Origin of the sequence: Microbacterium sp. Ld4 (assembly GCF_045066555.1) — a bacterium.
Taxonomy (GTDB): Bacteria; Actinomycetota; Actinomycetes; order Actinomycetales; family Microbacteriaceae; genus Microbacterium.
The window spans coordinates 131104-157707 of record NZ_JBISHE010000013.1 but is presented as its reverse complement, the minus strand read 5'-3'; the positions used below and the strand labels follow the sequence as shown (position 1 = coordinate 157707).

Below are 26604 nucleotides of genomic sequence, written 5' to 3'. Positions count from 1 at the left end.
TCAGCCGATCAGGCTCGGCTGCAGGTCGCGGAGCGTGCGCCGGTGCGTCATCCGCGTCACGCCGAGCAGGGCGATCAGCACCGCGCCCACGAGCCATACGGCCAGCACGACGAGGTCGACGCCGACCCGGTCGGCGCTCCCGCCGTACATCACCTGCCGCATCGCATCGACGACGTAGCCCATCGGGAGCACCTGATGGAGTGCCGCCAGCGGCGCCGGGAGCGTTTGCCAGGGGAACGTGCCGCCCGCCGTCACGAGCTGCAGGACCATGAGCACGAGCCCGATGAACTGCCCCACCGAGCCGATCCAGACGTTCAGGGCGAGGATGATCGCGGTGAACGTCGCCGACGCCAGGAGCAGGATGCCGAGGGTGCGGAGCGGGTGGGCGAACTCGAAGCCGAGGGCAAAGGCCAGCACCGCGAAGAGCGCGACCATCTGGACGGCGCCGAGCGCGGCAGGGGTCGCCCAACCTGCGAGGGTGATCCGAAGCGGTGAGCGGAGTGCGGTGACCGCTCGACGGGACACCGGCTTGACGATGAGGAAGAGCGCGTAGATGCCGATCCAGCCGGCGAGGGCAGCGAAGAACGGCGCGAGTCCGGCGCCGTAGTTCTGCGCGGCGGTCACGGCGCTCGTGGAGACGTCGACGGGATCGCCGAGGGTCCTGGCCTGCGCCGAGCGGACCGCGGCGCTGTCGTCGGGCAGCGCCTCGGCGCCGTCACCGAGCGCATCGCGAAGCGTCGCGGCGCCCGTCGCCAGGTCTCCGAGACCGGCGTCGAGTGACGCGGCGCCGGTGTGCAGCCGGCCTGCGCCCTTGTCGACGGATGCCGCGCCGGCGGCCACCTTGTCGGCCGCCGTGGCCGCCGTGTCGGCGCCGCGCTCGAGGCGCGCGCTGCCCGAGGCCACCTCGCCCGCCCCGGCGGCGAGGGCGTCGATCTTCGCGACACCCGTCTGCACCCTGGCGTCGAGCTCGGTAGCCCGTTCGCCGAGAGGGTCGAGGACGGTGAGGACCTGGGAGATCTGCTCGGACGTCAGGTTCTGGGCGGTGAGCGCGTCGGTGAGGTCGGTGCGGACATCCGGCACGGCGGTGGCCACGGTGTGCGCGGCGGCGCCGAGCCGGTCGACGACCTTCTTCACCTCGCCGGTGCCGTCGGCGACGGTGCGAGCCCCCGCCGTCAGCGAGTGGAGGCCGCCTGCCAGCGTGCCGACGCCGTCTGCGAGGTCGGCGGTTCCCGCCTCGAGCTTCCCGGTGCCCGCGCTGAGGGTCGCCGCGCCGGCGGTGAGCCGGTGCGCCCCCGACCCGGCCTCGCCGAGACCGTCGGTGAGGCTCGCAGCGCCGCCCTCGGCGTCGACGAGCTTCAGCCGGATGGTGTTCAGAGCGTCGAGCATGGTGAGGCTCGCTTCGCGGACCACCTTGTCGGCGATCGTGGTGCGGATCTTCTCGACGGCCTGCGTGCCGATCGTCGAGGCGAGGTAGTTGTTCGCGTCATTCGTCGCGAGGTCGATCTCCGCCTGGCGAGGTGCGGCGGTCGAGATCGAGGAGATCGCCTCGGTGAAGTCGGCGGGAAGCGTCACGGCGAAGTCGACGTCGCCCGCGCCCAGAGCCCGCGCGGCGCCGTCGGCGGAGAGGACCTGCCAGTCGAAGGTGCCGTCGTCGAGCAGCTCGGTGGACAGCTCGTTCCCGAGGTTGCGCTCCGCGCCGTCGAGGGTGGCGCCGTCGTCTTGGACGACGAGGGCGACCGGGACCTGGTCGAGGTTCCCGTAGGGGTCCTGGTTCGCCCAGAGGTACAGCCCGCCGTACAGCACGGGGACCAGGAGGAGCGCGATCAGCGCGACGACCCGCATGCGCGTCGAGGTGAGGCGCCGCAGCTCGGCCGTGATCATGGCGGTGATCTTCATCGGATGCCTCCGGCGTGCACGGGTGTCGCGTCGGCGAGTGCGGTGGCCGCCGCCTCGCCGGCGATCACGAGCACGGCGAGGCCGCGCGCGGCGACCTCCTCGGCGATCTCCCACCACCGGCGGGGATCGCCGCCGTGGCGGTCGGGCGAGACGAGGACGACGCCCTCGACGCCCGCTCGCAGCACGGCGAGCTCGAGCAGCATCCGCACCCGGGTGTCGGCGTCGACGCGCCCGACAGGCACCCGCGTGAGGGACCGGAGGTCGTGGTCGGCGAGCCAGTCGAGCGCGGCGAACGGGTCGGAGCGCCGGCCCGCGAACATCAGCTCCTCGCTCACGACGCCGAGCACCGAGACATCGGGGGCAGGGTCGCAGACGTCGGGGGCGTCGACGAGCGCGACCCGGCGCCGGATCGCGCGGGAGCCGGGTCGCCCGTCGAGGGTGACGGTGCCGGCATCCGCTCGCATTCTTCCCGAGGCGATCAGGCCGAGGATCGTCGGGCGCTGTTCGGTCTCCGCGGTCGCCAGGGTCACCTCGCCGGAGGCGAAGGCGAGGTCGATCGGCGCGAGGACGGCGCCGCCGCGGCCCTTGGCGACGCCGGTGAGCTCGACCCTCATGCCTGCGCCTCCGCGACGGCGGCACGCCGGGCGAGCGCCGCCGTCAGAACGTCGTCGGCGTCGCGCCAGCCGAGCCCGGCGACGCCGAGGATCGCGCGGACGGCGATCGAGGCGGCGTCGGGGCTCGTGGTGTCGAGCCGGGTGATGACGGTGCGCGCGGCCTCCTCGACGAGGCGGGCGACCGTGGGGGCCGGCAGGTCGGTGCGGATCGACCCGTCGGCGCGGCCGCGCTCGACCACGCCGAGGACGCGGCGCCGCACCGGGGTGAGCACAGCGGCGGTGTCGGCGACGTGGGTGTCGTCGAGGGCGACCGTCGCGGCGAACTGCACGTGGGCGGCGCCGTCCCAGAGCGCGAGGGCGAGCCTCGCGAGGGTGAGGGGCGCCGGGTCGCTGTCGTCGACCTCGTCGGCGATCAGGTTGTACCGCTGCGCACCCACGCGGATGACGGCGCGCAGGAGGGCGTCACGATCGTCGAAGTGTCCATAGAGTGCGCGGCGGCTGAGGCCCGCGGCACGCGCGATCGTGTCGATCGGTGCGTGCGGATTCAGGGCGATGGTGGTCGCGGCGGCGGCGAGGATGTCGGCGCGGTTCGACGCGGCATCCTTTCGCGGCCGACGCGTCGATGCGGTCGAGGTCACCCCCCGATCGTACGAAAGTGCACACGAGTGTGCAAGTTAATGGCGTCGTCGGAACGACGCCGAGTCAGTCGGCCCCGAAATCGAAGGATGCCGAGTCGCCGGCCTCTTCGAACGCCTCCGCCAGGTCGTCGCTCTTCTCGACGTGACCGGTGATCTCGGCAGCGCCACCGCGCTCGAGCTCGCCGACGAGTTCGGCCGTCGCGCCCCCGATGAGGCCGAGCGACACGAAGTGCTCGAGACGGGAGCGGGAGTCGGCGATGTCGAGGTTGCGCATCGTCAGCTGCCCGATGCGGTCGGTGGGACCGAAGGCGGCGTCGCCGACCCGTTCCATCGACAGCTTCTCGGGGGAGTACGACAGGTTGCCGCTCTCGGTGTTCAGGATCGTGTAGTCCTCGCCGCGGCGCAGGCGCAGGGTCACGGTGCCGCTGATCGCGGAGCCCACCCATCGCTGGATCGACTCGCGCAGCATGAACGACTGCGGCTCGAGCCAGCGGCCCTCGTACATGAGGCGGCCCAGGCGGCGGCCCTGCTCGTGATAGGTCGCGAGGGTGTCCTCGTTCAGGATGCCGTTGACGAGGCGCTCATAGGCGATGAACAGCAGCGCCATGCCGGGAGCCTCATAGATGCCGCGGCTCTTCGCCTCGATGATGCGGTTCTCGATCTGGTCGCTCATACCGAGGCCGTGGCGGCCGCCGATCTCGTTCGCGGCCATGACGAGCGCGACTGCATCGGAGTACTCGACCCCGTTCAGGGCCACGGGGCGACCGGCCTCGAAGGTGATCGAGACGTCTTCGGTCTCGATGGCGACCTCGGGGTCCCAGAAGCGGACGCCCATGATGGGCTCGACGATCTCGAGCGAGACGTCGAGGTGCTCGAGCGTCTTCGCCTCGTGCGTCGCACCCCAGATGTTCGCATCGGTCGAGTACGCCTTCTCCACCGAATCGCGGTAGGGGAAGCCGTGGGCGACGAGCCACTCGCTCATCTCGGTGCGGCCACCGAGCTCGGTGACGAAGTCGGCGTCGAGCCACGGCTTGTAGATGCGCAGCGACGGGTTGGCGAGCAGGCCGTAACGGTAGAACCGCTCGATGTCGTTGCCCTTGTAGGTCGACCCGTCGCCCCAGATGTCGACGCCGTCATCCTTCATGGCGCGCACGAGCATCGTGCCGGTGACGGCGCGGCCGATCGGCGTCGTGTTGAAGTACGTGCGGCCGCCGCTGCGAATGTGGAACGCGCCGCAGGCAAGGGCGACGAGGCCCTCCTCGACCATCATCGGCTTGCAGTCGATGAGGCGGGAGCCTTCGGCGCCGTACTGGAGGGCGCGGCCGGGGATCGATGCGATGTCGTCCTCGTCGTACTGTCCGAGGTCGCCGGTGTAGGTGAAGGGCACGGCGCCCTTGTCTCGCATCCAGGCGACGGCGACGGAGGTGTCTAGGCCTCCGGAGAAGGCGATGCCGACGCGTTCGCCGACGGGCAGGGACTGAAGGACCTTCGACATGACTCAAGTCTAGTGATCGGCGCCCTCTCCTCCCGGTCACGGGGCCCGGGGCGGGGAGCGAGGCATCAGCGCCGAATGTGAATGCTCACATTGAGTCGACTCACTCGCGACCGACGCGGACACTGCAGCCCGGTGCTCGCGGGCCGTTACGCGAATGTTATCGCTCACATACTGGTGGAATGCGAAATGTTAGGGCTAACATTCGAGCATCCGGAAGCCATGGCGGCATCCGTACCGGCGGGGAAGCCGGACCCGAACGAGGAGGTTCAGGATGAGGAAGAGCATTTTCGCGGCAGCAGCGATGCTGGGTGCGCTCGCCTTGGTTGCGACGGGCTGTGCAGGCGGTGGCGCCCCGGGCGCTTCCGGCGGCGATGACGACGTCATCACGGTGGGCTTCGCGCAGACCGGATCGGAATCCGGCTGGCGTGCCGCGAACACCGAGTCCATCAAGGAGGCCTTCTCGGAGGCGAACGGCTTCGAGCTGATCTTCAACGCCGCGGACAACAAGCAGGAGGCGCAGATCTCCGCCGTCCGAAACTTCATCAACCAGGGCGTCGACGCCATCGTCGTCGCACCCATCACGGTCGACGGCTGGGACGACGTGCTCACCGAGGCGAAGGATGCCGGCATCCCGGTCATCCTCGAAGACCGCACCGTCTCGGCCAGCGAAGACCTCTACGCCTCGTGGGTCGGTCTCGACTTCGAGCAGGAGGGTCGTACCGCCGGCGAATGGGTGAAGGAGAACTTCGACGGCAAGGGCGCGAACCTCGTGGTCCTCGAGGGGACGACCGGTTCGTCGGCCGCCCTCGACCGGGCGACCGGGTTCGATGAGGCGATCAGCGGCACCGACGTGAACGTCCTCGACTCGCAGACGGGCGACTTCACGCGTGATGGCGGCAAGAAGGTCATGGAGGGCTACCTCCAGAAGTACGGCTCCGACATCAACGTGCTCTTCGCGCACAACGACGACATGGGCCTCGGCGCACTCGACGCCATCAAGGCCGCCGGCCTGACCCCCGGCAAGGACATCCAGATCGTCACGATCGACGCCGTCAAGGACGGCATGACCGCTCTGGCGAACGGCGAGTTCAACTTCATCGTCGAGTGCAACCCGCTCCTCGGCGAGAAGGCCGCCGAGCTCGTCAAGGCCGTCGTGGCCGGCGACGAGGTCGAGAAGAAGACCATCGTCGAAGACCAGTCCTTCACGCAGGAGCAGGCCGCCGAGGTTCTCGACTCGCGTCCGTACTGATCCTCGATCGTTCACCTCTCCCGCCGGGGGCCGGATACCGGCCCCCGGCGGGCACCACGGAAGGACGCGTCGTCATGGTCGATGTCGCATCGGGGCCCGAAGCCCCTCACCCCGCCGCAGTGGTCCTGCTGCGGGGTATCACGATCGAATTCCCGGGCGTCAAAGCCCTCGACGGCGTCGACCTCACGCTGCGAGCCGGCGAGGTCCACACGCTCATGGGTGAGAACGGCGCGGGCAAGTCCACGCTGATCAAGGCCCTGACCGGCGTTTACACGGTGTCGGCCGGAACCATCAACGTCGGCGGCGAGGAGAAGGAGTTCCGCTCCACGGCAGACGCCGAGGCCGCGGGCATCTCCACCGTCTACCAGGAGGTCAACCTCTGCACGAACCTGTCGGTCGGCGAGAACGTGATGCTCGGCCGCGAGATCCGCCGTGCCGGCTTCATCGACTGGCGCGCGACCCATCGCGAAGCGGCACGTCACCTCGCCGGGCTCGGGCTCTCCATCGACCCGCGATCGGCGCTCGCGTCGCACTCGCTCGCCGTGCAGCAGCTCGTCGCGATCAGCCGGGCGACGGCCACCGAGGCCCAGGTGCTCGTCCTCGACGAGCCCACCTCCAGCCTCGACCGCTCCGAGGTGGAGCAGCTCTTCACGGTCGTCCGAGGCCTTCGCGACCGTGGCGTCGCGATCTTGTTCGTCACCCACTTCCTCGACCAGGTCTACGAGATCTCCGACCGGCTCACGGTGCTCCGCAACGGCCAGCTCGTCGGCGAGTACCGCCCCGAGGACCTTCCTCGCGGCGAGCTCATCGCGAAGATGATCGGTCGTCAGCTCGATGAGCTCGAGGCCATCTCCCGCACGTCCGAGCGAGAGATCGACCGCTCGGCGGTTCCGGTCCTGTCGGTCTCGGGCCTCGGCCGGAAGAACGTCATCGCACCGGTCGACATGGACGTGTACGAGGGAGAGGTGGTCGGCATCGCCGGGCTCCTCGGCTCGGGCAGGTCCGAGCTCGTCCGCCTCGTCTACGGCGCCGATCGCGCCGATGCCGGCACGCACCGCGTGCAGGGCAAGGCCGCTCGTATCACGTCGCCGCGGCACGCGATCGACCGCCGCATCGCGTTCTCCTCCGAGGACCGGCGCGCGGAGGGCATCATCGCCGACCTCACCGTCGCCGAGAACATCATCCTCGGCATCCAGGCCAAGCGCGGCGCGCTCCGACCCGTCGGTCGCGCCGAGCGCGACGCGATCGTGTCGGAGTACATCGAGGCGCTCGGGGTCCGCCCCGCCAACCCCTCGGCGCTCGTCCGCAACCTCTCGGGCGGCAACCAGCAGAAGGTCCTCCTGGCGCGGTGGCTCGCCACGGCGCCGCAGCTGATCATCCTCGATGAGCCGACGCGCGGCATCGACGTCGGCGCCAAGGCCGACATCCAGCGCAAGGTCGCCGAGCTGTCGGCCGAGGGACTGTCGGTCGTCTTCATCTCCTCGGAGCTCGAGGAGGTGGTCCGGATCGCACAGCGCATCGTCGTGCTGCGCGATCGTTCTAAGATCGGCGAGCTGGATGCCGCGGAGGTCGACGTCGACGACCTGGTCGCCCTCATCGCCGAGGAATCCCGCGAGACGACGACGTCTCACCTCAATCCGGAGAACGTGGCATGACACCTTTGCTCTCGCGCGTGCTGAAGCACCGCCTCGTCTGGCCCATCGCGGCGCTCGTGGTCCTCGTGATCGTGAACACCGTGGCGCGGCCCTCGTTCGTCTCCATCACGGTGCAGAACGGGCAGCTCTACGGCCCGCTCATCGACATCCTCCGCAACAGCGCTCCCCTGATGCTGGTCGCGCTCGGCATGACCCTCGTCATCGCGACGCGGGGCATCGACCTCTCGGTCGGCGCGATCATGGCCGTCTCGGGAGCCGTCGCGTTGACGGTGATCTCGGGCTCGCCCGATCCGGGCTCGCTCGGCACCGTGATCCTCGCGATCGTCATCGCCGTCCTCGCCGCTCTGATCCTGGGCGTCTGGAACGGATTCCTCGTCGCCGTGGTGGGTGTCCAGCCGATCATCGCGACCCTCGTGCTCATGCTCGCCGGCCGCGGTGTCGCGCTCCTGATCACCGGCGGCTTCATCACCACGATCACGAGCCCGCCCTACCGGTTCATGGCTCAGGGCTACCTCTTCGGACTTCCCTTCGCCTTCTTCGTCTCGGCGATCGCGATCGTCGCCGTCGCCGTGCTCGAGCGGCGCACCGCCCTCGGCGTGCTGACCGAGGCGGTCGGCATCAACCCCGAGGCGAGCCGCCTCGCGGGAGTCCGCTCGCGCGGCATCGTCTGGGGTGCCTATGCGGCGAGCGGCCTGCTCGCCGGATTCGCCGGCATCCTCTACTCGTCGAACATCATGGCCGCCGACGCGAATGCGGCGGGCCTGTACATCGAGCTCGACGCGATCCTCGCGGTCGTCCTCGGCGGCACGAGCCTCATGGGCGGCACGTTCACCATCGCGGGCACCGTGGTCGGCGTCTTCACGATCCAGACGCTGAAGTCGACCATCACGTTCCTCGGGGTGCCGCCCGCGGTCAGCCCGCTCTTCCTCGCGATCGTCGTGGTCGTCGTGGTGGTCGTGCAGTCTCCGCGGACGCGGACGATGCTCGGCAGAGGAGCCGATGCGCTCCGACGAGGCGGACGTCCGGCCGCGGGGGTCGCATCATGACCGCCGTCGCAGAGCGCGAAACGCGCCGCACCGGTCTCGTCGAGACCGTCGACCGCTTCCGCAGCCGCCACGCCTCCTGGGTGCCGGTCTTCGCGGCCCTCGTGATCCTCGTCGCCATGATCGTCGGCGCGCAGGGGTACTTCGGCAACTTCCTCACCCCCCGGGTGCTGTCGGCGCTCCTGCTCGACAACGCCTACCTCCTGGTGCTCGCGGTCGGGATGACGTTCGTCATCCTCACCGGCGGCATCGACCTGTCCGTCGGCGCGGTCATGGCCTTCACCGGGATGCTGGGGGCCAGCCTTCTGAGCCAGGGCCTGCCTGTCGTGGTCGTCGTCCCGGTCATGCTCGTGCTCGGCGCCCTCATGGGGCTCTTCGTCGGGGTTCTGGTGCAGTACTTCGGAGTGCAGCCGTTCATCGCCTCGCTGGCGGCCATGTTCGCCGCGCGCGGCCTGGCGTTCATGGTGAGCCTGTCGTCGATCCGCGTCGAGGAGCCGGCCATCCTCTGGCTCCAGTCGACCCGGCTCCAGGGCGAGGCGGGCAGCTTCTACCTGACGCCCACGGGCATCATCGCGCTGCTGGTGGTGCTGATCGGCATCCTGGTGCTGCAGTTCACCCGCTTCGGCCGCACCGTCTACGCGATCGGCGGCAACGAGCAGTCGGCGCGGCTCATGGGCCTGCCGGTCGTCCGCACGAAGCTCCTCGTCTACGTCATCAGCGGTGTGTGCGCCGGGCTCGCCGGCGTCATCTTCACCGCCTACACGGGAGCGTCGTACCCGCTCAACGGCATCGGCACCGAGCTCGACACGATCGCCGCGGTCGTCATCGGCGGCACGCTCCTCACGGGCGGCAGCGGATTCGTCCTCGGATCGATGATCGGCGTCTTCGTCTACGGCACCATCAAGACGGTGATCTCGTTCCTCGGCGCGGAGCAGTCATGGACCCGCATCACGATCGGCGTGCTCCTCCTGGTATTCGTCGTCGTGCAGCGACTGCTCATCGCTCGATCGGGTCAGGTCAGACGCTGAACGACGGAGAGCTGGTCGCGCGGGCATGATGGTCCGTATGGATGCGCGCGCAGCAGCGGTCGCGTCGGTCATCGAGGTGACCGGCGCGACCGTGCGTTTCGGCGCCGAGACGGTGCTCGACGCCGTGGACTTCCGGCTGCTGCCGGGTGAGGTCCATTCGCTCATGGGCGAGAACGGCGCCGGCAAGTCCACCCTGATCAAAGCGCTGACCGGCGCGCTGCGCCTGGATGCCGGCCGCATCCGCGTCGCCGGCGAGGTCGCCGAGTTCGGCGGCCCGGCCGATGCGCTGGCCGCCGGGATCAGCGCGGTCTATCAGGAGATCGATCTCCTCCCGAACCTGACCGTCGGTGAGAACATCCTCCTCGGCCGCGAACCGCGTCGGCTCGGCGCGATCGATTGGAGCGCGCTGCACCGCCGTGCGGGCGAGATCATGGCGTCGCTGGGCCTCGAGATCGACTCCCGCACCCGCCTCGCCCGGCACTCCCTCGCCGTGCAGCAGCTCGTCGCGATCGCCCGTGCGATCTCGGTCGACGCGCGGGTGGTCGTGCTCGACGAGCCCACCTCGAGCCTCGACCTCGACGAGGTGGCCGAGCTGTTCCGGGTCATCCGGGAGCTCACGAGCCGGGGTGTGGCCGTGCTGTTCGTGTCGCACTTCCTCGAGCAGGTCTACGAGATCTGCGACCGCATCACGGTGCTCCGCGGCGGCCGTCTGATCGGGGAGTACGTGCCCGCGGAGCTCCTGCGCATCGACCTCGTCGAGAAGATGCTCGGCCGTTCGTCGGAGCACCTCGACCTCGGTCAGCGCGACGAGCCCGCGGCATCCGAGGCTCCCGCCGCACTGGGCGGTACCGGGCTCGCCTCGGGGACGGCGCTCGTCGACGCGACGGTCTCGATCGCCGAGGGGGAGGTGCTGGGCCTGGCCGGGCTGCTCGGCTCGGGCAGGTCGGAGCTCGCCCGCGCGCTGACGGGAATCGAGACGCCGGATGCCGGCACGGTCGACGTGCAAGGGGCGCCGGTCGTCCTCGGCTCGCCGAAGGCCGCGATCGGACGCGGCATCGTCTACTCCTCGGAGAACCGTCGCACCGAGGGGATCATCGGCGACCTGAGCGTCCAGGACAACATCACCCTCGCCCTGCAGGCCGACCGCGGCATCTTCCACCGGATCACCCCGGGACGACGGCGCGAGCTCGCGCTCAGCTGGATCGAGGCGCTCGACATCCGTCCCGCCGATCCCGAGCGGCTCGCCGGGACGCTGTCGGGCGGCAACCAGCAGAAGGTGCTGCTCGCGCGCCTCCTCGCCCTCTCGCCGCGGGTGCTCGTGCTCGATGAGCCGACGCGCGGCATCGACGTCGGCGCGAAGGTCGAGATCCAGCGTCTGGTCGCCGATCTCGCCGACAACGGCCTTTCGGTCCTGTTCATCTCGGCGGAACTCGACGAGGTGCTGCGGGTCTCGAACCGCATCGCGGTGCTGCGGGGCGGCCGGGTCGTGGAGACGCTGCCCGCCGAGGCGCTGACGGTCGACTCGCTGCTGGCCCTCGTGGCGCGGCCGGAGGAGACCTGGTGAGCGACGAGCGCGGCAAGTCCGCCAACATCTTCGACGTCGCGCGCCTCGCCGGCGTCTCGCATCAGACCGTGTCGCGCGTGCTCAACAACCTGCCCAACGTGCGCCCGGCGACCCGCGCACGCGTCGAGCAGGCGATGGCGCAACTCCGGTACAGCCCCTCGCCGGCCGCCCGCGCGCTCGTCACCCGTCGCACGCGCACGATCGGCCTCGTCACACCGGGGACGGCGGAGTTCGGCCCCACCTCGATCGCGACGCACTTCACCATGGCCGCACGAGCCGAGCGCTACTCCGTCGACGCGGTCACCTCGCCCGAGGGCGACGGGGCGAGCGTCCGCACGGTCGTCGAGGGGCTTCTCCGCCAGCGGGTCGACGCGATCGTGCTCATCGTCGCCGACCTCGCCGTGCTCGAGGCCGTCCGCGGGCTCGACCTCGGCGTGCCGGTCGTCGCCGCCGCGGCCACCCAGCGGCGGCACCCGCACCTGGTGTCGATCGACCAGTACCGCGGGGCCCGGTCGGCCGTCCGCCACCTCGCCGAGCTCGGCTACGCCCGCATCCGTCACATCGCCGGGCCGCCGCGCAACCCCGACGCCGTCGAGCGCATCCGCGGCTGGCGCGACGAGCTCGCCTCGCGGGGACTCGTCGCAGCCGATCCCGTGCACGGCGACTGGTCGGCGGCGAGCGGTCACGCGATCGGCGGCGCGCTCGACCTCGCGCCCGGCGACGCCGTGTTCGTCGGCAACGACCACATGGCCATCGGGCTGCTGTCGGCGCTGCGAGGGCGCGGACTCCGCGTGCCGGAGGACATCGCGGTGGTCGGGTTCGACGACGTTCCCGAGGCGGCCTACCTCAGCCCTCCGCTGACCACCGTGCGACAGGACTTCCGCGCGCTCGGCGAGCTCATGATGCAGAAGGTGCTGCTCGCGGTCGAGGAGCCCGACGCGCTGACCGAGGACACCCCGATCGCGACGCACCTCATCGTGCGGGAGTCGGCTCCGCCGCTGCTGGTGTGACCTCGCCGCGGCCGGCTGTCCGCCGGGCGCGCCACCGCGAGATCGCGACGATCAGGAGTCCGATCAGGACGAAGCCGGTCGCGATGCCCACGACGTAGGCCCCGACGCCGCCCCATCCCGCCACGCCGTTCGGGTTGAGGAACGGGTACGGGTACCAGAACGGCACGCCGTCGTTCGGGTTGGTCACGAGCGGCCCGCGCCACAGCGTGTAGCCGATCCAGACGAGCGGGAACACCATGATCGCCAGGACCGACCGCCAGGGGAGCGCTCGCCGCCCGGGGGCCAGGAACAGATCGAGGGCGAAGAACACCGGGGCCGCGACATGGAGGACCTCGTTCGTCCACCGCACCTCGGCGTCGGACGGCGTGAGTCCGCGAAGCAGCAGGTTGTAGACGATGCCGGTGACGAGCAGGTAGGCCGTCACGGAGGCGAGGGCGATCGCGAGGGCGCGCGGCTCCTGGCGCTCGGCCGGGGGACGCACCCAGAACCAGATCGCGGCGGCGAGGAGGACGAGCGCGCCGAGGGAGTTCGACAGGATCGTGAAGAAGCTGAAGAAGTTGGTGACCACGGTGGTGAGGTCGCGCCCCGCTTCGAGGGCGCCGGTCACGGTAGAGGTCAGCTGCGTGATGACGGCGGCGATCATCGCGGCCGCCGCGACCACGCGCGCGATCGACCAGACGGCCGGCCAGGGCTTCGTGGGCATGAGGGAACACTACTGGCCGCCGCTCGTTACCGCGCATGGCGGATGCGGAAGGATCCGCGGCGATCGACCGTTATCGTCAGGGCGTCGCCGGAGGACCGGCCGCGGGAGAGGACCGGAATGAGCACCATCGAGACAGCGGACGACGTCCGGGACAACGCCGCCTGGCACTCGCTCGCCGGCGCGCACGCGCACCTGGCGATCGGCGACGACCTCGTGCGGCGCTACCCCGACGACATCGCCGGGTTCGTCGGAGTGCGGAGCTGGGACGTCCCCGAGGTCTGGGATTCGCTCGTTGACGTGATCGGATCGGGCGCCGAGTTCGCGATCAGCGGCGCCGACCCCGTCCTGCCGGCAGGGTGGGAGCCCACGTTCCAGGTCGGCGGTGTCCAGCTCGTCCAGACCGACCGCCTGCAGACCCGACCCGATCCCGAGATCGTCGAGCTCGGAGACGCCGACGTCTCCGACATGCTCGCCCTGGTCGAGCGCAATCAGCCCGGGCCCTTCCGACCTCGCACCCATCTTCTCGGCCGCTACATCGGCATCCGTCGTGAAGGACGCCTCATCGCCATGGCGGGCGAGCGGCTGCGGCCCGGCGACTGGACCGAGATCAGCGCCGTCGCCGTCGACGCCGAGGCCCGCCGGCAGGGGCTCGGATCACGTCTGGTGCTCGACGTCGCCTTCCACATCCAGCAGCGCGGCGGCCGCGCGATGATGCATGCGGCCGCGACCAACACGGGCGCGATCGCCGCCTACGAGAAGCTCGGATTCGAGCTGCGACGGCACACGAGCTTCCTCGGGGTGCGCATCCCCTGACCGGTCCGCCGCAGGGATGTTACGCCGTGTTCCTGCGCATGTCGGCATGTGTAACGGCGCCGCGAGCGCCTCCTCGAGCCCGTCTTACAGTCGGGCGATCCGCCGCACTCCGCGTCGGATGTGAGGAGCATCCGAATGACCGACACCGTCTCGCGCACCGAGAGCATCGCTCCGGCATCCCGCGTCGACCTCGGGGCCATCCCGGTGGTCCGCACGAAGCACTGGTTCCGCTGGACCATCGCCGCCGTCGTGGTCTTCCTGCTCGCGCAGTTCGCGTGGTCGCTCGTGACCAACGAGAACTACGAGTGGGACGTCTTCGCGCACTACTTCCTGTCGGAGCCCGTACTTCAGGGGCTGTGGCTGACGCTCGTCTACACGGCCGTCTCGGCGACCATCGGGTTCGTGCTCGGCACCGTGCTCGCACTTGCGCGGCTCGCGCCGTCGCCACTGCTGAACGGGGCGGCGTGGAGCTTCATCTGGTTCTTCCGCTCGGTGCCCCTCGTCGTGCAGCTGGTGGTCTGGTACAACCTCGGCTACCTCTATCCGACGCTCGGGCTCGGCACGCCTTTCACGACCGACTTCTGGCTCGTCGAGTTCCCCACCGTCCAGCTCATCAGCGCCTTCGCCGCCGGCGTGCTGGGGCTCAGCCTGCACCAGGCGGCCTATTCGGCGGAGATCATCCGCGGCGGCCTGCTCTCGGTCGACCAGGGCCAACTCGAAGCCGCCGCAGCTCTCGGCATCCCGCCGCGCCGCCGCCTCAGCCGCATCGTGCTGCCGCAGGCGATGCGCTCGATCGTGCCGAACGCGACCAATGAGGTCATCGGCCTGGTCAAGGGCACCTCGGTGCTGTTCGTGATCGCGATCCCCGAGCTCTTCTACGCCGTGCAGGTGATCTACAACCGCAACAGCCGCGTGATTCCGCTGCTGCTCGTCGCGGTCGTCTGGTACGCCATCATCACGACGCTCCTGAGCATCGCGCAGTACTACATCGAGCGTCACTACGCCCGCGGCACCGTGCGCGTGCTCCCGCCGACCCCCCTGCAGCGGGCCAGACGCGCCCTCGCCGTGCAGTGGGCGAGACTCGGCGACGCCACCCCCGAGGGGGCCAGGTCATGACGACGACGGATGCCGCGACGCGCGGCCTGGTCGAGATCCACGACGTCCACAAGAGCTACGGGGGCATCCCCGTGCTGACGGGCATCGATCTGACGGTGCGCCCGGGCGAGGTCGTCGCGATCCTCGGCGCGAGCGGATCGGGCAAGTCGACGCTGTTGCGCACGATCAACCACCTCGAGACCGTCGACCGGGGATCGGTCACCGTCGACGGCGAGCTCATCGGCTACGAGCGGCGCGGCGGCAAGCTCTACGAACTGCGCGAAAAGGCCGTGCTCGAGCGGCGCACCCAGATCGGGATCGTCTTCCAGAACTTCAACCTGTTCCCGCACTTCACCGCCCTCGAGAACATCACCGAGGCGCCCGTCGCACTCGGCCGGCTCACGAAGGACGACGCCCGTCAGCTCGCCCTCGGGCTGCTCGATCGGGTCGGCCTCGCCGACAAGGCGGACCACTACCCCCGGCAGCTGTCGGGCGGTCAGCAGCAACGCGTCGCGATCGCCCGGGCGCTCGCCCTCAAACCGAAGGTCATCCTCTTCGACGAGCCCACGAGCGCCCTCGACCCTGAGCTCGTCGGGGAGGTGCTCGACGTGATCCGCGACCTGGCCCAGCTGGGCACGACGCTCATCATCGTCACGCACGAGATCGGCTTCGCCCGCGAGGTCGCCGATCGCGTCGTGTTCGTCGACGGCGGCCGGATCGTCGAGCAGGGCCCGCCGAGCGAGGTCCTCGTCCGTCCGCAGCATCCCCGCGTGCAGGAGTTCCTCGCCAAGGTGCTCGCCTGACCGCCTCCCTGCGCCGCCGGCATCCGCCGTCTGCCCGTCCCTCCATCCGCCGCACCCAGAACAAGGACACCCTCATGGCCATCAGCACGAAACAGCGCATCGCGATCGGCGTCGGAGTCGTGACCGTCGCCGCGATCGTCGGCGGCGTCACCGCCTTCACCCTCACCCGTCCCGCCGAGCGGACGGCCGCTCCGGCGGCGACGAACGCCGCGAACGTCACGACCGACGAGATCGATTGGGTGCACCTCGACGCGCCCGTCGCCGACGCGGTGGCCGCTCTCGAGGCGAGCGGCTTCGAGCCGGTCGAGGACGGAAAGCTGACCGTCGCGCTGTCGGCCTACCTGCCGCCGCTCGGCTACATCCCCGAGGGCGAGACCGAGGCGGCCGGCACCGAGCCGAACATCGGATCGCTCATCGCCGAGGCCCTCGGCCTCGAGTACAACCCCGTGGTGGTGGCATGGGCCGACTGGCCCCTCGGCGTGCAGTCCGGCAAGTACGACCTCATCACCTCGAACGTCACGGTGACGGAGGAGCGCAAAGAGCTCTACGACTTCGCCAGCTACCGCGTCGACCTGCTCGGGTTCGCCGTCCGCGCCGACAGCGACATCGACGCGATCGAGTCGGCCGAGGACATCTCCGGCCTGAAGATCGTCGTCGGTTCGGGAACGAACCAGGAGCAGGTGCTGCTCACCTGGAACGAGGAGCTCGAGGCCGCTGGAGAAGATCCTGCCGAGCTCGTCTACTACGACGACAACGCGGCGGCGGTGCTCGCGCTCCAGTCGGGACGCGTCGATGCGACCTTCGGCCCGAACGCCACGTCGGCATGGTCGGCGCGCGAGACCGGTGACACCAAGATCGTCGGTCTCGTTCCGGGCGGCTGGCCTCTGACCGCCAACATCGCCGCCGCGACGGCGAAGGGCAACGGTCTCGTCGAGCCGGTGCAGATCGCGCTCAACGCCCTCATCGACGGCGGCCAGTACGACGCGGTCCTCGACGAGTGGGGCCTCGACAGCGAGCGCATCGAGAAGAGCGAGATCAACCCGCCCGGGCTTCCGGCATCCTGATCCGCCCGCCGGGCCCGGTTCCCTTCGCGGAGCCGGGCCCGGCGCCGTGTTCCCGGCGTTCCGGGCACGGCGTCCTCGGCGGGTAGCGTCGACGGGTGAGCACCTTCCGTCCGGCCGCTCCTGATGCCGGCATCGACATCCGCCTGATCCGTCCCGACGAGTACGACCGGGCGGCCGAGGTCACGAGCCGGGCCTACGAGCACGCGTACGGCGAGCTCGCTCCGTCCTATCTCGCCTCGCTGCGCGACGTCGCCGGGCGGCTGCAGCACGGCGACGTCTGGGTCGCGATCGGCGCCGACGGAGACATGCTCGGCACCGTGTGGGTGGCCCGGCCGAACCGCCCGCTGTCGGACCTCGCGCTGCCGGGCGAGACGGACTTCCGGCAGCTCGCCGTCGCACCCGAGGCTACGGGCCGGGGGATCGGAGCGGCACTGACCCGTCACGTCGTCGACCTCGCGCGCGCCCGGGGCTCGCACCGGGTCGTGATGAACAGCAGCGCCGAGATGACCGGGGCGCACGCCCTCTACGAGCGGCTCGGCTTCACCCGGATGCCGGAGCGCGAGCACCCGTGGGAGGTCGAGCCGGGCCGCATCCTCGAGCTCCTCGCCTTCGGCTACGACCTCGCCCCGACGCCCGCGACGCCTCCCTCGGCGACCGAGCGGCCCCGGTGGACGGTCGTCTCGGCGGCGTGGGACGATCCGCGCGCCGTCGCGCTCCGCGACGCCATGGACCGGGAGGTCGGGCCCCGGTATGCCGATCGCCTGTCGGCCGTCGACCCGGCGGTCGCGGCGGCGGTCGATGCCGTGTTCGCGATCGACCCGGCGACGCTCATCGACACGCTCCTCGTGCTCTCGGACGACGGTGAGCCGCTCGCCCACGGCACTCTTCGCGATCTGCGCCACGACGGCATCCGCGATGTCGAGATCAAGCGCGTCTACGTCGACCCGCGGGCGCGGGGCCGTGGGGCGAGTCGGGTGCTGCTCGCCGAGCTCGAACGCCGTGCGGAGGCTCGGGGCGCCACGCGCGTCATCTTGCAGACCGGTGACCGGCAGCCCGACGCCGTGGCCCTCTATGAGCGGCTCGGATACACGCCGATCCCGATCTACGAGCCCTACACGGCGCTCGACTTCTCGATCTGCATGGAGAAGGCGCTCACGCCCGACGCGGCATCCTGATCGGACGACCCGCCGGCCTCGGGGAGGACGAGCTCTGCGACGATCGCTCCGGCGACCCGGTCGATCTGCCGGAAGGCGAGCGCGTCGGAGCGCGGCCGGCTGAACGCGCCGCCCTCGGCGGCCGCGGTGAACGGTCCGGTCGCGTAGAGCCCTGCCCGGGGCGTGCCGTCCGCCCCGAGCACCCTGCCGTCGGGGTCGACGTGCACGCGACCGAGTGTGCCGGCATACTCCTCGTCGCGGACGGCGAGCTCGACGCCGTGACGGGTGGCGAGCTCGCGCAGCGCCGGGTCGTCGCTCACGGCGGCACCGGCGGCGGGGAGCCAGGCGTCGACGAGTGCCCGCACGCGCAGGGGAGGGCGCCCCTGGCGGGTGATCGAGAACGCTGCGGATGCCGCGTCGTCATCGCCCGCGTCGATGTCGAGGGCGATGTCCGGGCCGAGGAAGCGCACGACGCCCGCATCGGCGAGAGCGAGCAGCTCCTCGAGGCGGAACGCGGGGGGTCCGCTCGCGACATAGCTGAAGAAGGTGTGCCAGCGGCCCGGCAGCGATTCGGCGCGGGAGCGGGCGTTCCAGCGGTGCGGCGGGATGTCGGCGAGGGCGAGGAAGCTCAGCAGGATCGCGAAGAAGAGGCCGCCGGTCGCGCTGTGCTCGGGGGAGGTGCGGAGGGCGAGATCCTCCGCGATGTGGGCGTACACCCGCTCGTGGACGTCGCCCCCCACGACGCCATCGCCGGCGAGCGGACGGTCGAGCGCGTCGACGTCGAGGCGGTCGCGCGGATCGGGGACGGCCCGCGCGACCGCGGCGCGGACCGCGGGGGAGTCGTCGGGAAGGCGCCGCAGCAGGTCGAGCAGCTCGGGCCAGTGGCCGGTGACACGGCCCGGGTGCCCGGTGAACAGCTCGCGGTAGTGGCCGATGAGCAGCTCCCGGCGCACCAGGGGCCAGACGTCCGCGTCGAAGTCGAGGGTGCGCGGGAGGTCGAGCAGCGCGGCGATCGCCTCGGGCGTGAGCACCTCGCGCGCAGGCGCGTCGCCCTGCAGCGTGGATGAGACCTTCGAGCGATAGGGCACCCCTCGGCGCGAGCCCAGGTGCAGTCGAGGCTCCCGGCCCGACGCCCGGTACCGAAGCCCGCCGTCCGCGTCGCGGTCGAAGCGCCCGCCCCGCCCCTGTGTGAGCAGCACGACCAGGTCGACAGCCGCGAGCCCCATCCCGCGCACCGCCACGTCGGCGCCCGGGACGAGACCCGACAGGTCGGCATCCGCGGTGAAGTCGGGAGCGACGTAGGTGAGTCCCGCGCGGCCGGCCGCGGCGGCGATGCCGGCGACGGTGGGGTCGGGGTCGCGTCCGGTGTGGCCGACGCAGTAGATCACGGCGTCGGCGATCAGCGCGTCGCCGCCGGCGAGGTGAACCGTGCGGGCGGGGTGTCCGGCCGGGCGGGAGGCGGCATCCGCACCGGGTGAGGAGACCCCGACGACGCGGTCTTGCACCCAGCGCACCGACACGCCGGCGGGAGCCGAGGCGACCGTGCGGGCGAAGAACCATTCGAGGTACGCGCTCTGCAGGCGCCGGCTCGGAAAACTGTCGCCGCGCAGCGCATGCAGCTCGGCGCGCACCGCCGGATCGGCGACGGCCGCATCGGGAAGGCCGCCGCCCCGCCACTGCTCGGCCCACTCGATGAGCGAGGGGCCGGAGCGCACCGGGCCCGCGATCGTGCAGGTGTCGTCGGTGAAGACGGTCACGTCGCGGGCCATGGAGTTGAGCGCGAGCAGCGGCGACTGATCGGCCCGCCACAGCCTTCCGGCGCCGGGAGGATGCGGATCGACCAGGGTCACCTCGAGCCGAGCGCGGTCGCTCAGCCGCGCGGTGATGCGCTCGAGCAGCATCGTCGCGCGCGGGCCCGCGCCGACGAACACGAGTCGCACCGGCTCGGTCATCGTGCCGCGGCCGCCGGAGCCTCTCGGCGCGCTCCGGTCGGGAGCCCCAGCAGATCGCGCAGGGTGGCGCCTTCCTCGTACGAGCGGCGGTACGATCCGCGCTCCTGCAGCAGCGGCACGACGCGGGAGGCGAACTCGTCGAGGCCGTGCGGGGTCTGGTGCCCCACGACCGTGAAGCCGTCGCTCGCCCGTTCCTGCACGTAGCGGTCGATCTCCGATGCGACGTGATCGGGGGTGCCGAGGAAGGTCGGCTGGGCGGTGAGCTGGATGACGAGCTCCCGGATGCTGAGCTTCTCCGCCTCGGCGCGCTCGCGGAGCGACGCAACCCGCGCGCGGAGCGCGGAGTGACGGTTGGCCCATCCCTGGGCGGTCTCGCTGCCGGCATCCGGATCGATGTCGGGAAGGGGTCCGTCGGGGTCGTAGCCGGTGAGGTCACGCCCCCACACCTGCTCGAGATACGTGATCGCGACCTCGGGCCGCACCTGCTGGAGGGCGATCTCGCGTGCCCGGTCGCGGGCCTCGGCCTCGGTGTCGCCGAGCACGAACGTCGCGGCAGGGAGGATCTTGAGCGACTCCTCCTCGCGTCCCCGCGCCGCCAGCCGCCCCTTCACGTCGGCGTAGAACGCCTGCGCCGCGGCGAACTCGGTGTGCAGCGAGAAGATCACCTCGGCGTGCTCCGCCGCGAACTCCCGGCCGTCGGCCGAGTCGCCGGCCTGCAGGATCACGGGGTGGCCCTGCGGGGAGCGCGGCACGTCGAACAGGGCGTCGACGTCGAAGTGCGGGCCGGAATGACGGATGCCGCGGGGCGTCGCCGGGGCGAGGAACTCGCCCGTCGCGGCATCCGCCCGTACGGCGCCCATGGGCCAGGAGTCCCACAGCTTCTTCGCGAGGTCGGCGAACTCCTTCGCCCGCTCGTACCGCTCGGGGTGCGCGAGGTAGCCGCCTCGGCGGAAGTTGGCGCCGTGGAACGCGTCGGAGCTGGTGACGGCGTTCCAGCCCGCCCGCCCGCCCGACAGGTGGTCGAGCGTGGCGAGCTGGCGGGCGAGCTCGTACGGCTCGTTGAAAGTCGTGCTCAGCGTGCCCACCAGGCCGATGTGCTCGGTGACCGACGTGAGGGCGGCGAGCACGGCGAGCGTGTGCGGGCGGCCCAGCACATCGAGCTCGTGCACGCGGCCCTTGTGCTCGCGGAGCCGCAGGCCCTCGGCGAGGAAGACGTAGTCGAACAGGCCGCGCTCGGCCGTCCGGGCGAAGTACTCGAACGCGGCGAAGTCGATCTGACTGCCCGAGTCGGGCGCCGTCCAGACCGTCGTGCTGTTGACTCCGGGAAAGTGCGCGGCGAGGTGGATCCGGCGGGGTGAACGGCTCATCGGGCGGCCTTCTCTCGGGTGTAGCGACTCACGGGGCGGGGCAGGCCGAGACGGCTGCGCAGGCTCGTGCCGTCGTCGTCTCGGGTCACGCGCGTCGCGCGGAGCAGGGGGGCGAGGCGCTCGGCGATCGCGACGACGTCGGCGGGCTGACGGGCGGGGCGGAGCCGCACGCCGTCGATCCCGGTGGCGGCGAGGGCGCGGATCGCGTCGGCCACCTCGCTGGGCGTCCCGACGACGAGAGCCGCATCAGACCGGAAGGGTGCGCCGGCGAGGTCGTCGAGACGCGCTGCCGCCTCGCGCGCCCGGGCCGGGGTGTCCTCGATCAGGACGACGAGGTCGGCGAAGACCCGGAGCGGCTCGGGAGAGCGCCGCCCGAGCGTGGCCGCGCCGTCGAGTTCGGCCAGGATGCCGGTGGCGTCGGCGTCGTCATGCGGGGTGATGAACACGATGTCGGCGTGCTCGGCGGCCAGTCGGTAGGGAACGCTCTGATGGGCGAGCACCGAGATGATCGGCCGTCCCTGCGGCGACCGGGGCACGATGGAGGCGCCGGTGATCGAGAAGAACTCGCCCTCGAAGTCGATGCGGTGGATGCGGTCGGCGTCGACGTACTTGCCGCGCGCGACGTCGCGGACGATCGCGTCGTCCTCCCAGGAGTCCCAGAGGCGCCCGAGCGCGTCGGCGACCTCGCCCGCCTCGCGGAATCCGGCGAGCAGCGCCGGTGCATCCTCGACGCGGCCGCTCGCGGGGAGGTCTGCGCCGCCGGCGGGGCGCCGGCCGAAGTTCGCGCGCTCGGCATCCGAACCGCCGACGACGAGCCGCACCCCGCCGCGCCCGCGGCTCACGGTGTCGAGGGTCTGGATGCCGGTGGCGACATGGAACGGCTCGGTGTGGGTCGTCGTCACTGCGGGGAGGAGGCCGATCCGCTGCGTGAGAGGAGCTAGTGCCGAGGCCAGCAGAAGGGCATCGAGTCGGCCCTGCACCACGCCGGGGCGCACCTGCCCGTCGTCGCCGCGCCCGACGAGACTGAGGGCATCCTCGAACGTCGCGAAGGCGAGCCCGGCGCGGTCGAGGGCGCCGAGCTGCGCCGCCCACGGGCGAATGCCCCACAGATCCTGCGGCGCGGCATCGGGCTCGCGCCACGCGGCGGGGTGCCAGCCGGCCCGCTCGAGGGCGATCGCGAGGTGGATGGGGTGAGGCACGGCGTCTCCTTGTCGGGGCCCGTCTCACCGGAGCGGATGCCGGGCCGTCGCCCCACTGTCGATCTCGGGCCGGTCGCAGCCAAGCGCAGCCGTCACGGGCCGACACGAGCCGTAACAGGGTGACGCGCCCCGCGGGCCGGGGAGCCGGGGCCGGATGGTGCCAGCCGATAGGATGAGAGTCAACCGATCACGGGGGAGTAATCCATGCCAGGCATCGTCATCGTCGGCGTTCAATGGGGGGACGAGGGCAAGGGCAAAGCCACCGACCTCCTGGGCGAGCGCACCGACTGGGTCGTCAAGTTCAACGGCGGCAACAATGCCGGCCACACGGTCGTCATCGGCGACGAAAAGTACGCCCTCCACCTGCTGCCGAGCGGCATCCTCTCGCCCGGCGTCAACGCCGTCATCGGCAACGGCGTCGTCATCGACCTCGAGGTCCTGTTCGCCGAGCTCGGCGCGCTGCACGCCCGCGGCGTCGACATCTCGCGCCTCAAGGTGAGCGCCAACGCGCACATCATCACGCAGTACCACCGCACCCTCGACAAGGTGACCGAACGCTTCCTCGGCAAGCGCATGATCGGCACGACCGGGCGTGGAATCGGCCCGACCTACGCCGACAAGATCAACCGCACCGGCATCCGCGTGCAGGACCTGTTCGACGAGAACATCCTCCGGCAGAAGGTTGAGGGCGCCCTCGACCAGAAGAACCACCTGCTGGTGAAGGTGTTCAACCGCCGCGCCATCACGGTCGACGAGGTCGTCGAAGACCTGCTCTCGTACGCCGAGCGGCTTCGCCCGATGGTCGCCGACACCGGGCTCATCCTCAGCCAGGCGCTCGACGCCGGCGAGGTCGTCGTGTTCGAGGGCGGTCAGGCGACCATGCTCGACATCGACCACGGCACCTACCCGTTCGTCACCTCGTCGTCGGCCACCGCCGGGGGCGCGGCCACCGGATCGGGGGTCGGGCCGAACCGCCTCGACCGGATCGTCGGCATCGTCAAGGCCTACACGACCCGCGTCGGCTCGGGCCCGTTCCCGACCGAGCTGTTCGACGAGAACGGCGACTTCCTCCGCTCCCGCGGGTTCGAGTTCGGCACCACGACCGGGCGGCCCCGCCGCGTCGGCTGGTACGACGCCCCGATCACCCGGTACGCGACGCGTATCAACGGCATCACCGACCTCGTGCTCACGAAGCTCGACATCCTCACGGGGCTCGAGCAGATCCCGGTGTGCGTCGCCTACGACGTCGATGGTGAGCGCTTCGACGAGGTGCCGGTCAACCAGACCGACTTCCACCACGCGACGCCCATCCTCGAGTACTTCCCGGGGTGGACGCAGGACATCTCCACGGCGCGCACCTTCGAGGACCTCCCGCTCGAGGCGCAGGACTACGTCCTCGCTCTCGAGGCGATGAGCGGCACCCGCATCTCGGTGATCGGTGTCGGCCCCGCCCGTGACGCGGTGATCGTGCGTCACGGTCTGCTCGACTGACCCGGTGCGCTTCCTCCTCGGCGGGTACTCCGCCGACATGGACGGGTCGGCCACGGGCATCGGTCTGCTCGCGGCCGGTGCCGCCGATTCACCGCTTGCGAGCGGACCCCTCGGGTTCGGCGGCGATGTCGTCGCGGCGTCCTCGCCGTCGTGGCTGGCGTGGCATCCGCAGCGCGAGATCGTGTACGCGACCCTCGAGGGTCGCGGCACGGTGCGCGCGTTCGAGCGGACGGGCGACACCTCGTTCGCGCCGCTCGGCCCCGAGGTGGCCGTGGGTGACGGCCCGTGTCACGTCCTCGCCGGATCCGAGGCCCTCATCGTCTCGTGCTGGGGAGACGGCCGCGTCGTGCGGGTCGCCCTCGACGCCACCGGGCGGCCGGGGGCGTCGACCGCCTGGGCTGCGGCATCCGAGGCGGACGACGACGATGATGAGCGGGTCGACGTCTCGGGCGCCATCGATCTCGGCGCCGCTGCGCGGGCACTGCGCGAGGCCGCCGGACCCGAGTTCGCGCACCTCATCCCGCACGCCGACGAGGCGCCCGCGCTCGGGCCCGCGTCGACAGGTGGTGCATCCCGCGCGCACCAGGCCGTCGCGCTCCCGGGCGGACTCGTCGCCACGACCGACGCCGGCCTCGACCTCGTGCGCTTCTGGCGCGGCGGGAGGCCGGCCCAGCAGGTCGCCCTCCCGGCGGGAACCGGGCCGCGGCACATGCGCTGGCATCCGAGCGGACACCTCTACGTGCTGACTGAGTTCTCGGGCGAGATCTTCGTGCTCGCTCCGGATGCCGCCGGAGTGTGGCGCGTGCGGGGCGGCGTGTCCCTCGGCGCCCTGCCGGGTGACACGGCCGCCGAGATCGCCCTCTCGGGCGACGACGAGTACCTCTACGTGGGCCTCCGGGGCAGCGACACCCTCGCGACGGCGCGGGTGCAGGGAGCGGGAGACGTGCTCGTCCCGGTCGCACTGAGCGACGCCGGAGTCGCGTGGCCACGCCATCACGTGGTCGAGCGCGATGCGATCGTCGTCGCCGGTCAGCGTTCCGACGACGTCGTCTCGCTCATCATCGACACCCGCACCCGGGTGCCCGGCCGCGTCCGGCACCGGACGGCGGCGCCGTCGCCGAGCATGCTCCTCGCTCTCCCGGCCTGACCGGTAGCCTGTTTTCCGGGCGGAGGGGGCGTATGAGTTCGGGGATGTCGACGCAGTCGGGGACGACGGCGGACCGTGGCGCACGGGCCCGGATCGGCGCGTTCACCGGACTCGTGTGGGTGGCCGGCCTCCTCGTCGCCGGGCTGATGGCATGGATCATGGTCGCGGACGGCGTCCTCGACGACGTGTCGGGCAGCAGCGGGTACAGCAACCCCTCCCCGTGGGAGGACGAGCCCGTGCTCGCCACCGACCTCGGCGGCGGCCTCTACGAGGGCCGCGACGGCGCGATGATCCCGCTGACCGGCGTCGATATCAGCCAGCCCATCGTCCTCACCTCCGAGAGCGACACGACACTCCTGGGCGCGTCGGTGACCGGCCCCGGCGGCGAGATCCTGACCAGGTCGGAATACGACTCGCCCCCCGACTTCGACTACCTCGAGGGCAACCGCGTCGTCATCCTTGTCGAGCATCCCGACGTCGAGCTCTGGGTCGATGCGCCCCGCGACGAGACATGGCGCGCGCGGGTGAGTGTCGGCGGCGTTCCCGACGCTTCGCTCGTCGAGTCGGGCTTCGAATCCGCGCACTTCCTCTACCGCGGGCCCGCGAGCTCGGCACGCTTCAGCGGACGCGGTGACGGCAGCGTCATCGTCTCCGCCTCGACGGTGCGCGGCTCGGACATGATCCTCGCCGAGGACACCCCTCTCGACCAGACCCTGGCCTGGCCCGACTCCTCGTACGTCCTCTTCTCGGTCGAGCAGTACGGCGACGCCGGCTGGCGCCTCGAATTCCCCCCCGATGACGGCACGTCACCGACCCCGTCTCCGACCGCGACCCCGGCGGTGACGAGGTGACGCGCGCCGACACACGCATCCGGCGCTTCTCTGCGATCACGTGGCTCGCCGGCTCGGCCGCCGCGATCGTCGTCGCGTTCGTGACGATGCCGTTCATCGCGGTCAACCCCGCGACCGGCGGACTCCTCTTCGACGACCCGAACGCCTTCGAGACCCGCCCGTGGGAGGACCCCGACCTCGGCGAGCTCCCGATCCGCGACGGCGAGATCGTCGGGAGCGCCGACGGCGGCTACATCGACCTGCCACCCGGCGACGCCCTGTGGTCGATCGGATCGCCGAGCGGACTCGGCGAGGGGCAGTACGTCGCCGTGTACCAGCAGGTGGACTCGAGTGCCCGCATCGAGGACGACCGCCCGGCGTATCTGACGAACCTCCGCAACGGGCGTGGAGCGGTCGCGATGCCCGCCACGACCGAGGGGCGACTGTGGTTCTCGCCCCAACTCACCGATTGGCGGGCTCCGCTGACGCTGCAGCCGGCGACCCCGATCGAGACCCCGACGATCACGGGCGAGGGCCGCAGCCTCCTGCTCTACGAAGGTGACGCACTCAGCGCGCGCGTCACTTTCGAGGGGGAGGGCTTCCTGACCGTCGATGCCCTTCAGCCCGGCCTCTATGAAGACGTGGTGTCGGGCGTCGACCGGATCGATGAGCGAGCGTCCTGGTCGCCCGGCGACCGTGTCGTCTTCCGCATCGAGGCCGATGAGGGCTCGGGACCGTGGACGATCACGCTCGACGAACCGGCATCCCCGCCCTCGACCCCGCCCACTCCGTAA

At 71.2% G+C, this 26604-nt stretch carries 23 protein-coding genes; 15 read left to right on the top strand and 8 right to left on the bottom strand.

Annotation, left to right across the window (positions count from 1 at the left end; translation table 11 throughout):
* The 4 genes from ACJJV7_RS11380 to argG form a co-directional block, all read right to left on the bottom strand.
* Window positions 1-1896: a YhgE/Pip family protein gene (locus ACJJV7_RS11380; RefSeq protein WP_405374637.1), complete on the bottom strand. Its 1896-nt coding sequence runs from the start codon at window positions 1894-1896 to the stop codon at window positions 1-3.
* Complete coding sequence (locus tag ACJJV7_RS11375) at window positions 1893-2510, bottom strand: hypothetical protein (protein ID WP_405374639.1); 618 nt, start codon at window positions 2508-2510, stop codon at window positions 1893-1895. The genes ACJJV7_RS11380 and ACJJV7_RS11375 overlap by 4 nt, the downstream gene beginning before the upstream one ends.
* Window positions 2507-3148 carry a TetR/AcrR family transcriptional regulator gene (locus ACJJV7_RS11370; RefSeq protein ID WP_405374641.1) on the bottom strand — a complete coding sequence of 214 codons (642 nt, stop codon included), beginning with the start codon at window positions 3146-3148 and terminating at the stop codon, window positions 2507-2509. The genes ACJJV7_RS11375 and ACJJV7_RS11370 overlap by 4 nt, the downstream gene beginning before the upstream one ends.
* A 64-nt stretch (window positions 3149-3212) precedes the next feature.
* Window positions 3213-4643 carry an argininosuccinate synthase gene (gene argG / locus ACJJV7_RS11365; RefSeq protein WP_405374643.1) on the bottom strand — a complete coding sequence of 477 codons (1431 nt, stop codon included), beginning with the start codon at window positions 4641-4643 and terminating at the stop codon, window positions 3213-3215.
* 271 nt (window positions 4644-4914) lie between these two features.
* On the opposite strand from argG, the gene ACJJV7_RS11360 reads away from it, so the two are divergent.
* From ACJJV7_RS11360 to ACJJV7_RS11335, 6 genes are all read left to right on the top strand, one after another.
* Complete coding sequence (locus tag ACJJV7_RS11360) at window positions 4915-5892, top strand: ABC transporter substrate-binding protein (RefSeq protein ID WP_405374645.1); 978 nt, start codon at window positions 4915-4917, stop codon at window positions 5890-5892.
* Window positions 5893-5966: 74 nt separating this feature from the next.
* Complete coding sequence (locus tag ACJJV7_RS11355) at window positions 5967-7547, top strand: sugar ABC transporter ATP-binding protein (RefSeq protein ID WP_405374647.1); 1581 nt, start codon at window positions 5967-5969, stop codon at window positions 7545-7547.
* Window positions 7544-8593, top strand: coding sequence for an ABC transporter permease (locus ACJJV7_RS11350; protein WP_405374649.1), 1050 nt, complete (start codon window positions 7544-7546; stop codon window positions 8591-8593). The genes ACJJV7_RS11355 and ACJJV7_RS11350 overlap by 4 nt, the downstream gene beginning before the upstream one ends.
* On the top strand, window positions 8590-9618 hold the full coding sequence (locus ACJJV7_RS11345; RefSeq protein ID WP_405374651.1) for an ABC transporter permease subunit: 1029 nt from the start codon (window positions 8590-8592) through the stop codon (window positions 9616-9618). The genes ACJJV7_RS11350 and ACJJV7_RS11345 overlap by 4 nt, the downstream gene beginning before the upstream one ends.
* 37 nt (window positions 9619-9655) lie before the next feature.
* The gene (locus ACJJV7_RS11340) at window positions 9656-11182 is read left to right on the top strand and encodes a sugar ABC transporter ATP-binding protein (RefSeq protein WP_405374653.1); all 1527 of its coding nucleotides are present in this window, start codon (window positions 9656-9658) and stop codon (window positions 11180-11182) included.
* Window positions 11179-12192 (top strand): LacI family DNA-binding transcriptional regulator, encoded by a 1014-nt coding sequence (locus ACJJV7_RS11335; protein ID WP_405374654.1) that lies wholly within the window; start codon window positions 11179-11181, stop codon window positions 12190-12192. The genes ACJJV7_RS11340 and ACJJV7_RS11335 overlap by 4 nt, the downstream gene beginning before the upstream one ends.
* Here the strand turns inward: ACJJV7_RS11335 and ACJJV7_RS11330 are convergent.
* Window positions 12155-12895 (bottom strand): Pr6Pr family membrane protein, encoded by a 741-nt coding sequence (locus ACJJV7_RS11330; protein ID WP_405374656.1) that lies wholly within the window; start codon window positions 12893-12895, stop codon window positions 12155-12157. The genes ACJJV7_RS11335 and ACJJV7_RS11330 overlap by 38 nt on opposite strands.
* 117 nt (window positions 12896-13012) lie before the next feature.
* On the opposite strand from ACJJV7_RS11330, the gene ACJJV7_RS11325 reads away from it, so the two are divergent.
* From ACJJV7_RS11325 to ACJJV7_RS11305, 5 genes are all read left to right on the top strand, one after another.
* A complete protein-coding gene (locus tag ACJJV7_RS11325; RefSeq protein WP_405374658.1) occupies window positions 13013-13708 on the top strand; it encodes a GNAT family N-acetyltransferase in 696 nt (231 codons plus the stop codon).
* Between the two features lie 135 nt (window positions 13709-13843).
* A complete protein-coding gene (locus ACJJV7_RS11320) occupies window positions 13844-14824 on the top strand; it encodes an amino acid ABC transporter permease (RefSeq protein WP_405374659.1) in 981 nt (326 codons plus the stop codon).
* Window positions 14821-15606: an amino acid ABC transporter ATP-binding protein gene (locus ACJJV7_RS11315; protein WP_405374661.1), complete on the top strand. Its 786-nt coding sequence runs from the start codon at window positions 14821-14823 to the stop codon at window positions 15604-15606. The genes ACJJV7_RS11320 and ACJJV7_RS11315 overlap by 4 nt, the downstream gene beginning before the upstream one ends.
* A 74-nt stretch (window positions 15607-15680) precedes the next feature.
* Window positions 15681-16670: an ABC transporter substrate-binding protein gene (locus ACJJV7_RS11310; protein WP_405374663.1), complete on the top strand. Its 990-nt coding sequence runs from the start codon at window positions 15681-15683 to the stop codon at window positions 16668-16670.
* Window positions 16671-16765: 95 nt separating this feature from the next.
* Complete coding sequence (locus tag ACJJV7_RS11305; protein WP_405374665.1) at window positions 16766-17845, top strand: GNAT family N-acetyltransferase; 1080 nt, start codon at window positions 16766-16768, stop codon at window positions 17843-17845.
* On the opposite strand, the gene ACJJV7_RS11300 is transcribed toward ACJJV7_RS11305, so the two are convergent.
* From ACJJV7_RS11300 to ACJJV7_RS11290, 3 genes are read right to left on the bottom strand one after another with little or no spacing between them, the layout of a single operon-like run.
* Window positions 17782-19776, bottom strand: a complete 1995-nt coding sequence (locus ACJJV7_RS11300; protein ID WP_405374667.1) for an FAD/NAD(P)-binding protein — start codon at window positions 19774-19776, stop codon at window positions 17782-17784. The genes ACJJV7_RS11305 and ACJJV7_RS11300 overlap by 64 nt on opposite strands.
* Window positions 19773-21143 (bottom strand): NtaA/DmoA family FMN-dependent monooxygenase, encoded by a 1371-nt coding sequence (locus ACJJV7_RS11295; protein WP_405374668.1) that lies wholly within the window; start codon window positions 21141-21143, stop codon window positions 19773-19775. Before ACJJV7_RS11295 ends, ACJJV7_RS11300 begins: the two co-directional genes overlap by 4 nt.
* Window positions 21140-22342, bottom strand: a complete 1203-nt coding sequence (locus ACJJV7_RS11290; RefSeq protein WP_405374670.1) for an LLM class flavin-dependent oxidoreductase — start codon at window positions 22340-22342, stop codon at window positions 21140-21142. The genes ACJJV7_RS11295 and ACJJV7_RS11290 overlap by 4 nt, the downstream gene beginning before the upstream one ends.
* 204 nt (window positions 22343-22546) lie before the next feature.
* On the opposite strand from ACJJV7_RS11290, the gene ACJJV7_RS11285 reads away from it, so the two are divergent.
* From ACJJV7_RS11285 to ACJJV7_RS11270, 4 genes are read left to right on the top strand one after another with little or no spacing between them, the layout of a single operon-like run.
* A complete protein-coding gene (locus tag ACJJV7_RS11285) occupies window positions 22547-23833 on the top strand; it encodes an adenylosuccinate synthase (protein WP_405374672.1) in 1287 nt (428 codons plus the stop codon).
* 4 nt (window positions 23834-23837) lie between these two features.
* Window positions 23838-24980: a lactonase family protein gene (locus ACJJV7_RS11280; protein ID WP_405374673.1), complete on the top strand. Its 1143-nt coding sequence runs from the start codon at window positions 23838-23840 to the stop codon at window positions 24978-24980.
* Window positions 24981-25024: 44 nt separating this feature from the next.
* The gene (locus tag ACJJV7_RS11275; protein WP_405374675.1) at window positions 25025-25831 is read left to right on the top strand and encodes a hypothetical protein; all 807 of its coding nucleotides are present in this window, start codon (window positions 25025-25027) and stop codon (window positions 25829-25831) included.
* On the top strand, window positions 25828-26604 hold the full coding sequence (locus ACJJV7_RS11270; RefSeq protein ID WP_405374677.1) for a hypothetical protein: 777 nt from the start codon (window positions 25828-25830) through the stop codon (window positions 26602-26604). Before ACJJV7_RS11275 ends, ACJJV7_RS11270 begins: the two co-directional genes overlap by 4 nt.

Bases quoted from the DNA above. Each gene is read 5' to 3' on its own strand.
- ACJJV7_RS11380 (WP_405374637.1), bottom strand. From the start codon at position 1,896: ATGAAGATCACCGCCATGATCACGGCCGAGCTGCGGCGCCTCACCTCG.
- ACJJV7_RS11375 (WP_405374639.1), bottom strand. From the start codon at position 2,510: ATGAGGGTCGAGCTCACCGGCGTCGCCAAGGGCCGCGGCGGCGCCGTC.
- argG (WP_405374643.1), bottom strand. From the start codon at position 4,643: ATGTCGAAGGTCCTTCAGTCCCTGCCCGTCGGCGAACGCGTCGGCATC.
- ACJJV7_RS11360 (WP_405374645.1), top strand. From the start codon at position 4,915: ATGAGGAAGAGCATTTTCGCGGCAGCAGCGATGCTGGGTGCGCTCGCC.
- ACJJV7_RS11355 (WP_405374647.1), top strand. From the start codon at position 5,967: ATGGTCGATGTCGCATCGGGGCCCGAAGCCCCTCACCCCGCCGCAGTG.
- ACJJV7_RS11350 (WP_405374649.1), top strand. From the start codon at position 7,544: ATGACACCTTTGCTCTCGCGCGTGCTGAAGCACCGCCTCGTCTGGCCC.
- ACJJV7_RS11345 (WP_405374651.1), top strand. From the start codon at position 8,590: ATGACCGCCGTCGCAGAGCGCGAAACGCGCCGCACCGGTCTCGTCGAG.
- ACJJV7_RS11340 (WP_405374653.1), top strand. From the start codon at position 9,656: ATGGATGCGCGCGCAGCAGCGGTCGCGTCGGTCATCGAGGTGACCGGC.
- ACJJV7_RS11330 (WP_405374656.1), bottom strand. From the start codon at position 12,895: ATGCCCACGAAGCCCTGGCCGGCCGTCTGGTCGATCGCGCGCGTGGTC.
- ACJJV7_RS11325 (WP_405374658.1), top strand. From the start codon at position 13,013: ATGAGCACCATCGAGACAGCGGACGACGTCCGGGACAACGCCGCCTGG.
- ACJJV7_RS11320 (WP_405374659.1), top strand. From the start codon at position 13,844: ATGACCGACACCGTCTCGCGCACCGAGAGCATCGCTCCGGCATCCCGC.
- ACJJV7_RS11315 (WP_405374661.1), top strand. From the start codon at position 14,821: ATGACGACGACGGATGCCGCGACGCGCGGCCTGGTCGAGATCCACGAC.
- ACJJV7_RS11310 (WP_405374663.1), top strand. From the start codon at position 15,681: ATGGCCATCAGCACGAAACAGCGCATCGCGATCGGCGTCGGAGTCGTG.
- ACJJV7_RS11300 (WP_405374667.1), bottom strand. From the start codon at position 19,776: ATGACCGAGCCGGTGCGACTCGTGTTCGTCGGCGCGGGCCCGCGCGCG.
- ACJJV7_RS11295 (WP_405374668.1), bottom strand. From the start codon at position 21,143: ATGAGCCGTTCACCCCGCCGGATCCACCTCGCCGCGCACTTTCCCGGA.
- ACJJV7_RS11285 (WP_405374672.1), top strand. From the start codon at position 22,547: ATGCCAGGCATCGTCATCGTCGGCGTTCAATGGGGGGACGAGGGCAAG.
- ACJJV7_RS11275 (WP_405374675.1), top strand. From the start codon at position 25,025: ATGTCGACGCAGTCGGGGACGACGGCGGACCGTGGCGCACGGGCCCGG.